Source organism: Sporocytophaga sp. (assembly GCF_017745095.1).
GTDB lineage: Bacteria > Bacteroidota > Bacteroidia > Cytophagales > Cytophagaceae > Sporocytophaga.
The window spans coordinates 36,793-51,813 of the sequence record NZ_JAGHZZ010000002.1; the positions used below are offsets into that span (position 1 = coordinate 36,793).

11 protein-coding genes are annotated in these 15,021 nt (G+C 35.2%); 9 read left to right on the forward strand and 2 right to left on the reverse strand.

Translation table 11 applies throughout. The features are described from left to right. Window positions 1-182 precede the first annotated feature (182 nt). Window positions 183-515, forward strand: a complete 333-nt coding sequence (locus J7604_RS02880; RefSeq protein WP_293890752.1) for a phage holin family protein — start codon at window positions 183-185, stop codon at window positions 513-515. A 38-nt stretch (window positions 516-553) separates the two neighbouring features. Here the strand turns inward: J7604_RS02880 and J7604_RS02885 are convergent, their stop codons facing one another. Next, window positions 554-1,033 carry a DUF892 family protein gene (locus tag J7604_RS02885; RefSeq protein WP_293890755.1) on the reverse strand — a complete coding sequence of 160 codons (480 nt, stop codon included), beginning with the start codon at window positions 1,031-1,033 and terminating at the stop codon, window positions 554-556. Between the two features lie 290 nt (window positions 1,034-1,323). Between J7604_RS02885 and J7604_RS02890 the strand changes: the two genes are divergently transcribed. The 5 genes from J7604_RS02890 to smc all read left to right on the forward strand — a co-directional run bounded on the left by J7604_RS02890 (window position 1,324) and on the right by smc (window position 9,207). Beyond that, window positions 1,324-3,099, forward strand: coding sequence for a DEAD/DEAH box helicase (locus J7604_RS02890; protein WP_293890758.1), 1,776 nt, complete (start codon window positions 1,324-1,326; stop codon window positions 3,097-3,099). Window positions 3,100-3,102: 3 nt separating this feature from the next. After that, the gene (locus tag J7604_RS02895) at window positions 3,103-3,804 is read left to right on the forward strand and encodes a 16S rRNA (uracil(1498)-N(3))-methyltransferase (RefSeq protein ID WP_293890761.1); all 702 of its coding nucleotides are present in this window, start codon (window positions 3,103-3,105) and stop codon (window positions 3,802-3,804) included. Between the two features lie 4 nt (window positions 3,805-3,808). Continuing rightward, the gene (locus J7604_RS02900; protein WP_293890764.1) at window positions 3,809-4,480 is read left to right on the forward strand and encodes a DUF4159 domain-containing protein; all 672 of its coding nucleotides are present in this window, start codon (window positions 3,809-3,811) and stop codon (window positions 4,478-4,480) included. 160 nt (window positions 4,481-4,640) lie between these two features. Next, entirely contained in the window at window positions 4,641-5,381 is a 741-nt protein-coding gene (locus tag J7604_RS02905) for an acyl-CoA desaturase (protein ID WP_293890767.1), read from the forward strand. Window positions 5,382-5,682: 301 nt separating this feature from the next. Next, window positions 5,683-9,207: a chromosome segregation protein SMC gene (smc, locus tag J7604_RS02910; RefSeq protein ID WP_293890770.1), complete on the forward strand. Its 3,525-nt coding sequence runs from the start codon at window positions 5,683-5,685 to the stop codon at window positions 9,205-9,207. A 14-nt stretch (window positions 9,208-9,221) separates the two neighbouring features. Here smc and J7604_RS02915 read toward each other — a convergent pair whose 3' ends face one another. Continuing rightward, on the reverse strand, window positions 9,222-9,683 hold the full coding sequence (locus J7604_RS02915; RefSeq protein ID WP_293890774.1) for a response regulator: 462 nt from the start codon (window positions 9,681-9,683) through the stop codon (window positions 9,222-9,224). A gap of 144 nt (window positions 9,684-9,827) precedes the next feature. Between J7604_RS02915 and J7604_RS02920 the strand changes: the two genes are divergently transcribed. From J7604_RS02920 to J7604_RS02930, 3 genes are read left to right on the forward strand one after another with little or no spacing between them, the layout of a single operon-like run. Further along, window positions 9,828-12,143 (forward strand): Rv1355c family protein, encoded by a 2,316-nt coding sequence (locus J7604_RS02920; protein WP_293890777.1) that lies wholly within the window; start codon window positions 9,828-9,830, stop codon window positions 12,141-12,143. A 5-nt stretch (window positions 12,144-12,148) separates the two neighbouring features. After that, window positions 12,149-12,835, forward strand: a complete 687-nt coding sequence (locus J7604_RS02925) for a hypothetical protein (protein ID WP_293890780.1) — start codon at window positions 12,149-12,151, stop codon at window positions 12,833-12,835. Next, on the forward strand, window positions 12,828-15,008 hold the full coding sequence (locus tag J7604_RS02930) for a 7TM diverse intracellular signaling domain-containing protein (protein ID WP_293890783.1): 2,181 nt from the start codon (window positions 12,828-12,830) through the stop codon (window positions 15,006-15,008). The genes J7604_RS02925 and J7604_RS02930 overlap by 8 nt, the downstream gene beginning before the upstream one ends. The last annotated feature ends 13 nt before the right edge of the window (window positions 15,009-15,021 follow it).

Genomic DNA, 15,021 nt, shown 5'->3' on the forward strand with positions numbered 1-15,021 from the left:
CGAATAGTTCAAAAACTAAATTTAATGTGTATGATTTCTTAATTGTATTTTATATTTAAAGATTTAAATATACAAACTTTAAAGAATTTAAAAATCACCCTTGTCGAGTCTCAAATATTAAGTTTATTCTCTTTTAACATTTGTTTATCCACCTTGTTTAATTTGCATAAAACAATATAACCATGCACTTTATTATACATCTTTTAGTAGATGCTTTTGCTGTTTGGCTGGTGTCTGCAATATTGCCAGGCGTATCAGTAAAAAGTTTTGGCACTGCATTATGGGTCGCCATACTTTTGGGACTTATCAATGCAACATTAGGTTGGCTTCTCAAATTTCTAGCATTTCCATTAAATTGGCTTACACTCGGTCTTGTTAACTTTATAATTAGCGTATTTATGATTATGCTGGTAGACAAGCTTGTAAAAGGATTTGAGATCAAAAACTTCTGGTGGGCAGTTATATTTGCCATTCTGATCTCGGTTGTAAATAATATTGTATTCTGGATCTTTTAACTAAAGATCTGAATTAGGCAAGAAACAAAAATGGCACTTTAAACAAGTGCCATAAATATTTCTTCTGAGATCTTATCTAGCCTGTTGTCCTGATCATATTCTTCATCCAGGCATTTCTGAAGAGTTTCACAATCACTTTTATAATCCAGAATTTTAGCACAAGTAAGAGCGCTTGAATATGAAGCAATCTCAAGATGTTCGATTTTTTGCAAAATCATGGTGAGATTTGCTGCATTATCTTCTTTCTTCTGCATTACCAAAGCACGCGCTTCTTCAAAAAGTTTTTCCATAGGTTCGGAAACTGAAGAAGCTACTTTTGATATTCCAAATCTTCTCATGATCTCAATACATCTGGAAAAATGCTTTTGGGTATAATACAAATGCTCCTTTATGGCTTCTCTTAATTCTTTATTAGTAGTATGTTTGAGAAGAACCGGTAATAACTGAGCCTGCTTTTTTTCCATTGCATATAGCTCAGTGAGACGAGTCAGGTAAACTTTATCCAATCCTTTTTCCATGGCACCAATCCATTTCCGTTTATCTAGAATTAACAATTAAACCATTAAGAGAAGGTTTTTGTTATTTGTAAAATATTCATGTTTTAATTAGCTTATTCAAATACCAACCAATAATCTACTGAGAATCACTTAAAGATAACAATCAGATCATCAGTAGTTATCAGGATTACAGCCCTATCAATTAAAAGAATAATCGTTAAAATCCGATTTTTAATTGTATCTTTACAGTTATTCCAAATTTCTTTGGGGTATTTTGAATATTTCTTTCTTTTATTTTGTTTCAATTTTCAATGACAAAAATCAAATTTGATTCGCTGCCTCTTTCAGAAGAGACACTCAAGGCATTAACAGAAATGGGCTTTGAAGAGGCATCACCAATCCAATCGCTTGCTATTCCAGTCGTACTTCAGGGAAAAGACGTAATCGGGCAGGCGCAAACGGGGACAGGGAAAACAGCAGCCTTCGGCATACCGGCCGTAGAACTATGCGACCCTGCAATTAAGTCTCCCCAGACAATCGTCCTATGTCCTACACGTGAACTTGCCGTACAGGTTAGCAATGAGTTAAAGAAAATTGCCAAGTTCAAGAAAGGTATTAACGTACTACCTATTTTCGGTGGAGAGTCTTTCGAAAGACAAGTTACTGCACTTAAAAGAGGCGTACAGATTGTAGTCGGAACTCCAGGTAGAGTGATCGACCACTTAACAAGAAAAACATTGTCGCTTCAAAATGTTAAGCAAGTAATTCTTGACGAAGCTGATGAAATGCTGAACATGGGTTTTGTTGAAGATTTGGAAAGAATTTTATCTTCTATTCCAAAAGAAAGACAAACAATCCTGTTCTCTGCTACAATGGCAGAACCTATCATGAAACTGACAAGAAAGTATCAGACTAATCCTGAACTTGTCAAAGTAGTAGGAAAAGAACTTACTGTTGATTCTATCGAGCAATTGTTCTACGACATTTCCGATAATCAAAAAGTTTTATTGCTTAAGCACCTTGTAGAAATCCACCAGGTGAAACTTGCTCTTGTCTTCTGCAATACTAAGAGAGCGGTTGATGAACTAGTTGAAGAAATGCAGAAACATGGCCTGAAAGCTGAAGGTCTTCACGGTGATCTAAGCCAGAATCAGCGTAACCATGTAATGGGCAAATTCAGAAATTATACATTAAATCTACTTGTAGCGACAGACGTTGCAGCTAGAGGTATAGATGTAAATGGTGTTGATGCTGTATTTAACTATGACGTTCCTCTCGATAATGAATTTTATGTTCATAGAATCGGAAGAACCGGTAGAGCTGGTAACACAGGAAAAGCCTTCACATTTGTATCCAATGGTAAAGACTTCTTAAGACTAAAAGACATTCAGAACTACTGCAAAGTTAAAATAGCAAGAGGTCCGCTTCCTACGGGAGAAGAAATTCTGAAATTGAAAAAGCAGAATTTATTCGATCAGATCTCTTCCCTATTAACTCAAGGTGTTCCTGATTTTTACTCATCAGTAGCTGAAGAGTTTAATGGAACAGGTATTTCAAATGAAATGCTTTCTGCTGCTCTTGTGAGAATTGCTTTAGGAACTGTTGAAGAACTAAAAGACGATCGCAGAAGAGATGGTCGATCAGACAGAAACTCAAGAGGTGATAGAGATAGATCCGACAGAGGTTTCAGAGGTGATAGAGATAGAGGACCAAGAGGTGATAGAGACAGAGGTTCTAGAGGGGACAGATTTGACAGAGGCTCTAGAGGGGATAGATTCGAAAGAGGTTCTAGAGGCGAAAGATCTGAAAGAGGTCCAAGAGAGGATAGAAACAATGGAGAGAAAATGGTTAGACTCTTCATCAACCTTGGAAAAAAAGACAGAATCAGTCCTGGTGATATTGTAGGTGCATTTGCATCAAACTCATCTATTCAGGGAAAATCAATAGGAAGTATAGATATCTATGATAGCTATTCTTTTATTGAAGTTCCTGAAGCTAAAGTTGATGTTGTGATGAGCTCAATGGACAACAATAAAATCAAAGGCAAAACAGTTAGCCTTGAACTAGCAAGTAAAAGGAGAGCTTAATCAATGCATTTATTTTATTTACCTGGATTTATTCCCGGAGAAATAAATGAATTACCGGAAGATGAGTCTAAACATGCTTTAAAAGTATTACGACTTTCTTCCGGTGATAAAATTGAAGTAACTGACGGAAAAGGCACATTATACCTTGCCGAGGTTAAAGATTCAGGAAATAAAGCATGCCGCTTTAAAATCCTTTCACAGACCACCAGCAAACCCAAAGATTTTTATATCCACATAGCAATTGCTCCCACCAAGAATGCTGATAGAATAGAATGGTTTGTAGAAAAATGTATAGAAATAGGCATTGATGAGATAAGCTTTATTCAATGTTCCCGTTCTGAAAGAAAAAATATCAATCTGGATAGAATTGAAAAAATTGCGGTCAGTGCCATGAAGCAGTCACAGACAACATCATTTCCAATATTGAATCCTTTGACTTCTATTAAATCCTTTGTTGAAAACTGCAAAGAAAACGATAAGTTCATAGGATACCTTTCTGAAGAACACAAAGAACTCCTTCAAAAAGCAGCACCGGCCAATTCAAGGTACTGCATTTTAATAGGACCTGAAGGCGATTTTACAAAAGATGAAGTCTCTCTTGCTTTTAAAAATAATTTTAAACCTGCATCTTTGGGAAACAGCAGGTTAAGAACAGAAACAGCAGGTATTGCAGCTTGTCACATTTTGAACATCATCAACAGCTAACACAATGAAAAAGATATTTCGATTCTCACTTCTACTGCTTTCTTACATACTCATTTCCAATTTTACTTTTGCCCAGCAGCCATCATTTAAAATAGCAAAACTTAAGTATAACGGAGGTGGAGACTGGTATGCCAACAAAACGTCTCTACCCAACCTAATAAAATTTTGTAACCAGCAGTTAAGATTAAATCTATACCAGGAAGAAGATGTAGTCGAAGTAGGAAGCCCTGAGCTTTTCTCCTACCCTTTTGTACACATGACGGGGCACGGTAACGTAGTCTTTTCAAGACAGGAAGCTGAAAACCTCAGAACTTATCTCACCGGAGGAGGTTTTCTTCACATAGATGACAATTATGGTATGGATAAATTTATTAGACTGGAAATGAAAAAAGTATTTCCGGAGCTGGATTTTGTGGAATTACCTTTTAATCACCCTATTTATCATCAGAAATTTGAATTCAATAATGGCCTGCCAAAAATCCATGAACATGATAACAAGCCTCCCAAAGGCTACGGTATAATTTTTGAAGGAAAACTTGTCTGCTTTTATACCTATGAAACAGATCTTGGCAATGGATGGGAAGACCAAACTATTTACAACGATCCGGAAGAAAAAAGGCAAAAGGCACTTCAAATGGGGGCAAATATTATCTCATTTGCATTAACAACCTTTTAACTAATAAGTTAAATATACCCAAAACGAATTCATCGCATAATTTAGGCAAACAATTATCCTTCTTTATAGAATTTTTGCTTAACTTGCGACGTATTCAATAATTCCCATTACACTCATGGGAGCTTATTAAATAATATTTACAAAACAATTCAATCCGATAATGTATATAGTTCTCACATTCTTTATTATTCACTGGTATCTCTCTCTGTTTAGTCAGACATTCTTCCTGCACAGGTATAGTGCACATAAGATGTTTACCATGTCAGCTTTCTGGGAGAAATTCTTTTATTTTCTGACTTATCTCTCACAAGGTTCTTCATATCTGAACCCAAGAGCATATGCAGTGTTACACCGTATGCACCATGCTTATAGTGATACCCCTAAAGATCCTCACTCTCCACATCATACCAAAAACCTTTTGACTATGATGGTTAAAACTAAAGATACCTACAATGATGTCCTTAATCACAGAGGCGACATTGAAGAAAAATTCCAGAAAGACGTACCTACTTGGAACTTCATAGATACTTTAGGTGACATGTGGGCATCTAGAATTGGCTGGGGAGTTGCTTATGCATTATTTTATATCTGGATTTCTCCCCCATGGTTTATGTTCCTTTTATTACCAATCCACTTTTTGATGGGCCCTGTTCATGGTGCCATTGTAAACTGGAGTGGTCACAAATACGGTTACTCAAATTTTGACAACAACGATAAATCAAAAAACAGCCTTTTTATCGATTTCCTTCTTGGAGGCGAGTTATTTCAGAATAACCACCACAAGTATGCAGGAAGAGCGAATTTCGCAATGAAATGGTTTGAATTTGACCCTACATATCCTGTTATTAGAATCTTGTCCTTCTGCAGAATAATAAGACTAACTAAAACAGCTTTGGCTTAACTTATCTTTTAAAAATTATAAAATAAAAAACTCCCGGGGTAATAAACTTCGGGAGTTTTTTTATTTTACATGCTTCCATTAACTAATTAATAACAAGATTTTTACCTCAAAATTTAACAATAGTATAATCTTAGCTAAATAATCAAGCATATTTTGACTAAGAAAATATTCACTACTTATCCCCAGTCTAAGAACGTTTTTGTTGATAATCCTGTTGAGAAAAACGGTTCTCTGCACTACTATATATCCGTTAGTATCCTGTAATTTTAAACTTCCATAATTCCAAAAAAGGGGTTAATTCATGCAGTTAAGCAAATTAGAGATTAAAGGATTCAAGAGTTTTGGTGATAAAGTAACCATCAATTTTGATGAAGGTATTACAGGTATTGTTGGGCCTAATGGCTGTGGAAAATCCAATGTTGTAGATGCTATAAGATGGGTTTTGGGTGAACAAAAGACAAAGGCTCTCCGGTCCGAAAAAATGGAGAATGTGATCTTTAATGGTACCAAAACACGTAAGCCACTGCAAATGGCCGAAGTTTCCCTAACTTTTAATAATACAAAAAATCTCCTTCCTACTGAATATTCTCATGTTACAATCACCAGAAGATATTACAGATCCGGTGAAAGCGAATATTTGCTAAATGGTGTAACCTGCCGTCTTAAAGATATTACCAACCTTTTCCTTGATACAGGTATCGGTTCAGATAGCTATGCCATCATTGAGCTAAAAATGGTGGATGACATCCTTAATGACAAAGACAACTCCAGAAGAACATTATTTGAAGAAGCTGCTGGAATTTCCAAGTTTAAGGTTAGGAAAAAACAAAGTCTTAAAAAACTTGAAGATACAGACAAAGATCTTGAGCGCGTAGAAGACCTACTTTTTGAGATCAATAAAAACCTGAAATCACTAGAAAAACAGGCCAAACAGACAGAAAAATACTTTCAGGTAAAAGAACAATATAAACAAGTTAGTATCGACCTAGCGAAGGTCACCATTCAGGGACAAAAAGAAGATTTCTTATCAATTCAGAAACAGCTTGAGGAAGAAACAGACAAGAGAATAGGATACAATACTCAGATAGCAGAAAAAGAAGGTGGAGTTGAAAAAGAAAAAGCTGAGCTTGTAAACAGAGAAAAAACGCTTGCTTCCAGACAAAAAACGCTGAATGAACATGTTAATAAAATAAGAAATTACGAAAGTGATAAGAAGATAAAGCATGAAAGACTTTCTTTCCTGAACGATAAGAATAATAACCTTCGTGAACAAATAGAGCAGGATAAGAAGAGTAATGAGAGAGCCGAATTCAGCATTTCCAGTCTTCAGGCAGAAGCTGAAACTGCTGAAAAAATAATGGCGGAAATCGAGGTTAAAGTACAGGCATATAAAGAAGAATACGAAAACCAAAAGGCAAGTACAAGTCGCTTACAGGAAGAACTTTCGGTATTGAGCGGACAGCTAAGAAAAAAACAGGAAGAAGTATTTCATCTAAACAAAAACATTGAGATATATCAGATTCAGGCAAGTTCATTGAAGCAGGAGCTTGAGAAAACTACATCTGATTCATCAGCACACTCTGCCAGCCTTGCTGATTTTGAAGGAAAGGTTCAAGAGATTTCAGAGGAACTTGAATCCAAAAACCTGAAATTGGAGAAACTTGAAAATCAAGAAAAAACTCTTCAGGAAGAAATCGCCCAGCTTGAAAAGGAAATTGAAACGATAAAGGATCAAATCACTCAGATCAACAGGAAGCTCGATTCTAAACAGAACGAGTATAGTCTTACTAAATCTCTTGTTGATAATCTTGAAGGATTTCCTGAAGCAATAAAGTTCCTGAAGAAAAACTCTCATTGGGGAAAGGAAGCTCCTCTACTTTCTGATATTCTTACCTGTGAAGATCAATATAGAGTCTCTATAGAAAATTACCTGGAGCCTTTCATGAACTACTATGTAGTTGAAAATGAAGCCCAGGCTGTGCAGGCTGTAAATCTCCTTAGTGATTCTGCAAAAGGAAGAGCCAATTTCTTTGTACTATCCACCTTTGAAAATTTCAACTCTACTCCTGCCAAGTCATTTGACCATTGCAAAGCGGCAAAGGACATTATAGAATTTGACCCGAAATACAAACACCTGGTATCATTTATACTGGACAATGTATACATCATTACCAACAATCAGGAAGAACTTCCTAATGATAGTGATGCTATCTTCATTACTCAGAATGGAAAACTCACCAAAAGAAAATTCAGTATTTCCGGAGGTTCTGTAGGTCTATTTGAAGGAAAAAGAATCGGACGGGCCAAAAACCTCGAAAAGCTTCAACAGGAAATCAAAGACCTTTCTGCAGAATTGGATGAGTTAAAGCTAAGTCTAGAGAAAAAACAAAGAGAACTTTTCAAATTCAAGGAAAGCACTTTAAAAGTAAGTATAGAAGAGCTTAAAAAAGAAATCAACCTAACCAGTCAGAACTATATATCTGTAAAAACAAAGCTTGAGCAGTTTACAGAAATGATCAATAGCAATGCTCTGAAAAGAGATGATATTATTGACAAATTAGAAAAACTCGAAGAGGATATACAGGACGCCAAACCAAGAGCAGAAGAAGAAAAATCTTTTCTTCGAGACCTTGAAAGCAGACAACAAGAGCTGAATGAAGATCTGATTATCCAAAATGAACAACTCACCAATAAGAGTGCAATATTCAATCAGGAGAATATTATTTACCATCAGCAAAAAAACAAGATTTCAAGCCTGCTCCAGGAAATTGAATACAAACAGGCTGCATATGACAATAGCAAACAAAGGATAGAAAAAAACCTTGAAGATGCTCAAAAAACAGAAGAAGAGATAAGTATCCTTCTGGAAAGAGCTGATGTCAGTGATGATGAGCTTGTTGAGTTTTACAAGGAAAAAGAAGCTATAGAACAAGGAGTTAATGAAGCTGAAAAAGAATATTACGGAGCAAGAGCATTCATTGACGAATTAGAAAAAGAATCCAGGGATTTAAGGAGATTGCGCGACAACTGCGATGCCCTCCTTTTAGAACTTCAGACAAGATTAAACGATAATAAACTAAGCCTTAGCTCAATCAAAGAAAGATTATCTGTTGAATTCAACATAGATATAGATGAACTTCTTTCTCAGGATAGTAATGTTGACGCCAGTGAAGAAGAGCTAAAGCAAAAAGTAGTGCAAATAAAGAACTCTCTTGATAAAATGGGGCCGATAAACCCTATGGCTATGGAAGCATACCAGGAAATTCAGGAGAGACATAAGTTTATAAGTGAACAAAAAGATGACCTTACGAAAGCTAAGGATTCTTTATTGCAAACGATCAATGAAATTGACTCTGTTGCAAAAGATACCTTTATGGAGGCTTATGATAAAATCAGAGAGAACTTCGTGCGAGTGTTCAGGTCTTTATTTTCAGAAGAGGATAGCTGCGATCTTAAACTAGAGCATCCTGACAATCCACTTGAATCTTCTATAGATATCATAGCAAAACCCAAAGGTAAGAGACCGTTAACGATTAATCAGTTGTCTGGAGGGGAAAAAACACTTACAGCAATTTCACTATTGTTTGCGATTTACCTGATAAAACCAGCACCATTCTGTATTTTCGATGAGGTAGATGCACCATTGGATGATGCCAATATTGACAAGTTCAACAATATCATCAGAAAGTTCTCACAAGAATCACAATTTATAATTGTGACACACAACAAGAGGACAATGTCAAGTACAGATATTATTTATGGAATTACAATGGTAGAGCAAGGCGTATCAAGGCTAGTACCGGTGGATTTGAGATCGTTAGCCTAAACAATAAAAGTCTTTTAAGAGCAAATCAACAACTTGAATTCTACCTTCGTCAGAAGCTGATCTCTTAAAAGACTCTTAACCAACTCCTTATTTTCCATTTTTAAACGATATACTTCGTAAGCTTTTTCAATGATTATTTTCAAATGCTGCTCTTCCCAGGGCTTGCTAATGTATTGATAGATATGCCCTTTATTTACTGCATCTATAACTGCCTGAAGATCTGAATATCCCGTCAATAAGATTCTGATAGGGTCAGGATAAGTTTCAATAATTGATGAAAGAAACTCAACACCTGTCATTACCGGCATCCTCTGATCGGTAATAATGATCTCAACCTTTTCAGCTTCAAGAACTTTCCTTCCCTCCTCAGCAGATTCAGCTATAAATATTTTAAAATACGGTCTGAATGTGGCCTTGAAAGCTGTCAGATTATTTTTTTCATCATCTATATATAGAATCCGTATCTTATCTTCCATAATTTTTTTGAAAAGTTTTTACGCAAAAACAAACGTATTTGTTGAATTTTTCCTTATTAAAGATATCTTAAATTGAATCAAGTAAAAATATAACCAATAATTAACTTTTTATCGTAAACGTAATCTTAGCTAAAAAATACTCAGATGCATAACAAACTAAATTTACTAATTGAAAAAACAGAGAACCTGAGGGCTACCTATAAGCCTCTGTTATTCAGACTTAATAGAGAAGAAGAGTTTGTTAAATTTAATGATCTCCTTAAATCCGAGTCTAATCTTTTAGTATTTGACGAGTTGCGCGGCCAGGTAAAAGAGCTGATTAAGTTAAGAAATCCTAAGACGAATCTGACTCAGGCAGAAATGGAGAATGAGATAAATAAATATTTTGCCAATAAAGATTCTGATAAATTAGGTGTTTGGGCATATTATCCATGGGCAAATAAAATAGTACATTTACTTGATGAAGAGGAATTTGTAGAAGTAAGAACAAACAGAAATTTTTACAAAATCACTCCTGAAGAAAAAGATATACTTGCTCAGAAAAAAGTAGGAATTATAGGGCTGTCGGTAGGCCAGTCTGTATCGATGACAATGGCTATGGAAAGAAGTTTCGGGGAGATAAGACTAGCGGACTTTGACATACTTGAACTTAGCAATTATAATAGAATAAGAACTCCATTATCCAATCTTGGAGTTTCCAAAGCCATCTCAGTAGCCAGAGAGATTGCAGAAATAGATCCGTATCTTAATATTAAATGTTTTCCAGAAGGCCTTAATCAAGAAAACATGGACAAATTCTTCTGCGAAGGAGGAAAACTAGATTTGCTAATTGATGAATGTGATGGTTTTGACATAAAAATTTTAGCCAGGGTAAAAGCAAAAGAGTTAAAAATTCCAGTGGTGATGGAAGCCAGCGACAGATGTATGCTTGATGTCGAACGTTTCGATCTTGAACCTGAAAGACCTTTACTTCATGGACTTGTTGGTGAATTGAATTTGGAGACGCTAAAATCATTAAAAACCAATGAAGAAAAAATTCCATATCTACTGGCTATGATTGGCGTAGAAACCATTTCTACCCGATTAAAATCTTCAATGCTTGAAATTGAAGAAACAATAACGACCTGGCCACAACTTGCTTCGGCAGTTACATTAGGAGGCGGTATCACTGCAGATATCTGTCGGCGAATATTTACAGACGAATTTAAAAGTTCAGGGAGGTATTATGTAGATCTCGAGGAACTAATATGTGATGACAAAGAGGATCATTCAAAATTATCAGAACCTGAGCATAATTCACCTCTTACCAAACCAGATCTAATTGAGCTGAGTAAGACCATTGCAGTAAATAGTCAGCCCTCGATTAAAGTATCCTCAGATCAAATTCAGGAACTTGTCTCTAGCGCTATCTTAGCGCCATCAGGGGGAAATAATCAACCATGGAAGTGGTTGTTTTCTGATAATAAGTTATACCTCTATCTTAACCCTCCATTTCAGAATTCATTACTTGACTTTGACTATAATGCTTCAACGATATCATTGGGAGCAGCTACAGAAAATCTATTACTTAAAGCAAAGGAAATAGGATTAAATATAGAAACTCATCTTTTTCCTAATCCGGAAGATGATAAATTGGCAGCTATTTTTAATTTTATAAGGGAAAAGAATGAAGAGAATCAAAAAACAGAACATGGTTTTGAATATCTTTCAAAATACATCGATAGAAGAAATACAAACAGAAGTTTAAAAAATACTGGCAAAATTTCTTCCAAAGATATAATAGAATTAACAAAGGTAGTTGAATCAATCCCAGGCGCAAGCTTACAGATAATTTCAGAAGAAGAAAAACTAATAAAACTCGGAATGATGATGGGCGTTGCTGACCGCCTAAGGGTTACTAATCCAAAAGGACACGCTGAATTTGTCTCCGAAATTAGGTGGAGTAAAGAAGAATCTGAAGATAAAATGGATGGAATTCCGGTAAGCGCCATAGACTTCACCCCTACAGAGTTGATAGGATACAGACTTGCTAAAGACTGGAAAGTTGTGGAAAATCTGATTAAGTGGAACAAAGGCAAAGGATTTGAAAAATTATCCAGAAAACTAACGAATGCTTCCTCTGCATTTGGACTAATTACAATGCCCTCTACATCTAAGGAGGATTACTTTAAAGGTGGCAGGGCTCTTCAAAGACTGTGGCTTCACGCAACAAGCATGAATATTAATATCCAACCCAATACCGCACTGATATTCTTATTCGCCCAAATGTTCGGACAGAACAAAACATTAAATAAAAATTTACTAAGTGAACTTAATTTAATTCGGCCAGATTTCGAATCATTATTTAACCTTAATAATGCACAATGTTCAGAAATTTTTCTTTTCAGACTTTTCAAAACAGATATGACATTTGAAATTTCTAAAAGAAAGCCTATTGATAGTGTTTTATATTTCAATTGATAATAATGTATTATTTCAAGGCTTTTAAGGCAACGAGCAGTATAGAAACTTGCAGAAAATTTAGAGAAGGCCATAAAAAAGTCTTATTTGATTACGGAATTTCCAATATCACTACCAATAATGATGATTGGATGTTTTATGAATCGGTCTATGGAATTACTGCAGAAGATGAACACGGCGAAATAGTTGGCGGTATTCGTATACATGTTGCAGACGATGACCACCCTTTGCCTGTAGAAGATGCGGTAGGAGAAATAGATCCTAAGATATTTGGGCTTATCAGGCAATACTCAAATACCGGAACAGGCGAACTTTGTGGCTTATGGAATGCTAAATCAGTTGCAGGAATAGGCATTAGTTTGCTTTTGATCAGAGCAGGTATTTCTGTTGTTAATCAAATTAAACTCAATTCGCTTTTCACTATTTGTGCAGACTACACAATGCCAATGGTTAAAAAAGTTGGTTTTGAAGTAGAAGATTCTTTAGGCAATAAGGGCGAATTTATTTATCCTAATGAAAATTATATAGCAAGGGTCTTAAGAAGGATGAATGCCATTACCCTTGAAACTGCTCAGCCAGAAGATAGAGAAAGAATTTTAAATCTAAGAAACAATCCTGTTCAGATTACCTCAGAACAAGGACCAAAGGGAGATATCAGCATAAATTATAATCTCATTATTTCCAATGTCTGAAAGAACTTCAATAGTTAAGGTTTTTATTACACTTTTAACCATAATATTATTCCAGGTATGTTATTCAACGCATTCTTTTGCAGCTGAATCAAATAAACCACTCATTGTAAAAAACAATGATACACCTTACATGCTGGGAAAATATATCTCAGTTTACAAAAGCCTTAATAACTCTGAAACTATTAGTGATATTCTTAATGAAAATAAATTTGTAAAATCGGAAAATGAAGTCCCAAACCTTGGAATATCACCTTATTCCTTCTGGTTAAAGTTCTCTATCAAAAACGAAAGTGGACAGGACACCCTACTCCTATCTATAGAACAACCTTATCTCGACTCTATAGAATTTTATTCTCCTGAAAAAGGTACTTATAAAGTCTTTAAAACAGGTGATAATTATACCTTCAGCAAAAGGCAATTTAAAAATCATAACTTCATCTTTAAGTTACCTGTAAAAAATAATCAGCTCCAAACCTATTTTCTAAAAATCAAAACAGGAGAACAACTACTACTGCCCATGAAAGTGGGCACTTCCAAATCTATCTTTGAAGAAAACCATACAAAGGATATTATCTTCGGAATTTACTGTGGAATCATCTTCGTGATGTTCTTTTACAATCTATTCTTATTCTTCACCGTGAAGGATAATATTTACCTGTCGTATGTTATTTATATATTATTTATCGGTTTAACTCAAGCATCAATATTAGGTTATCCAAATCAGTACCTATGGCCTGAATCTCCTTACATTGCCAATCTTAGTGTTTATATATTTTCATGTCTGGTCAGCCTTTCTGCACTTGAATTTGTAAGGGTATTTCTATTGACTAAACAATATCTACCTACTATCCATAATTTATCTTATTTGATTATTGCCGCATATTTAGTAACTGCTATTCTTGCCATATTAAAAATATATAACATAAGCTATTTCCTGGTTTTGTTTAATGCAGCAATGGTTTCTGCATATATGTTAATTGTCGGTTTTTTGATATTAAGGAAAGGATATAAACCAGCTAAATTCTTTTTACTCGGCTGGTCCTGGATGCTTGTTGGAATTATTATTTATGTTTTAAAAGATTTCCAGATACTTGGTAACAATATTTTTACAAATTATACAATGCCAGCGGGATCAGCAATGGAGGTCATTCTTCTTAGCTTCGCTCTTGCTGATCGTATTAACACTTTAAAACAGGAAAAAGAAATTTCTCAAGCTGAAGCTATTAGAGCTATGGCAGAGAATGACAGAATTATAAGAGAACAAAATATAATCCTTGAGTCCAAAGTAGAAGAGCGTACGTCGGAACTACAACAATCTAATCAAGACCTTAACAAAGCACTGACTAACTTACAGGAAGCTCAATCGCAGCTTGTTGATGCTGAGAAAATGGCATCCCTCGGTCAGCTTACTGCTGGTATTGCACATGAAATTAATAATCCAATTAACTTTGTAAGCTCAAGTATAAATCCACTTAAGAGGGATATCCAGGGCCTAATGCAGATTCTTGAAGAATATGAAAAACTTCATAAGCAGGAGCCTCAGAATGTAAATCTCAAGGAGATCGAAAGATTAAAAGAAGACCTTGAATATGATTATCTGAAAGAAGAAATAGATATGATGCTCAGCGGAATTGCAGAAGGTGCCACCAGAACAGCTGAGATAGTTAAAAGTTTAAGAAACTTCTCTCGCCTCGATGAGGATGCTTTAAAACCTTCAGATCTAAACCAAGGTATTGATTCTACTTTAGTGCTTCTAAACAACAGCATGGATGGAAAAGTAAAAATTTCCAAATGCTACAATGATATACCATTTATTGAATGCTTCCCTGGAAAGATCAATCAGGTATTTATGAATATCCTTACCAACTCTATCCAGGCTGTGAAAGCAAAAAACATTGTAGATGGAGAAATTTCAATATCAACATTTGAGAAAGATGAATTTATAGGAGTTTCAATCAAAGACAATGGGATCGGAATGTCAGAAAAAACTAAGATGAAAATTTTTGAGCCCTTTTTTACTACAAAAGATGTTGGGGAAGGCACAGGCTTAGGATTATCTATCGTTTACACCATTATTGAAAGTCATAAAGGAAAAATTGAAGTACATTCTGAGGAAGGCATTGGAACTGAATTCATCTTATACCTTCCTAAAAATCTCCAATCTTTAAAATAAGCAATTAAGCTTT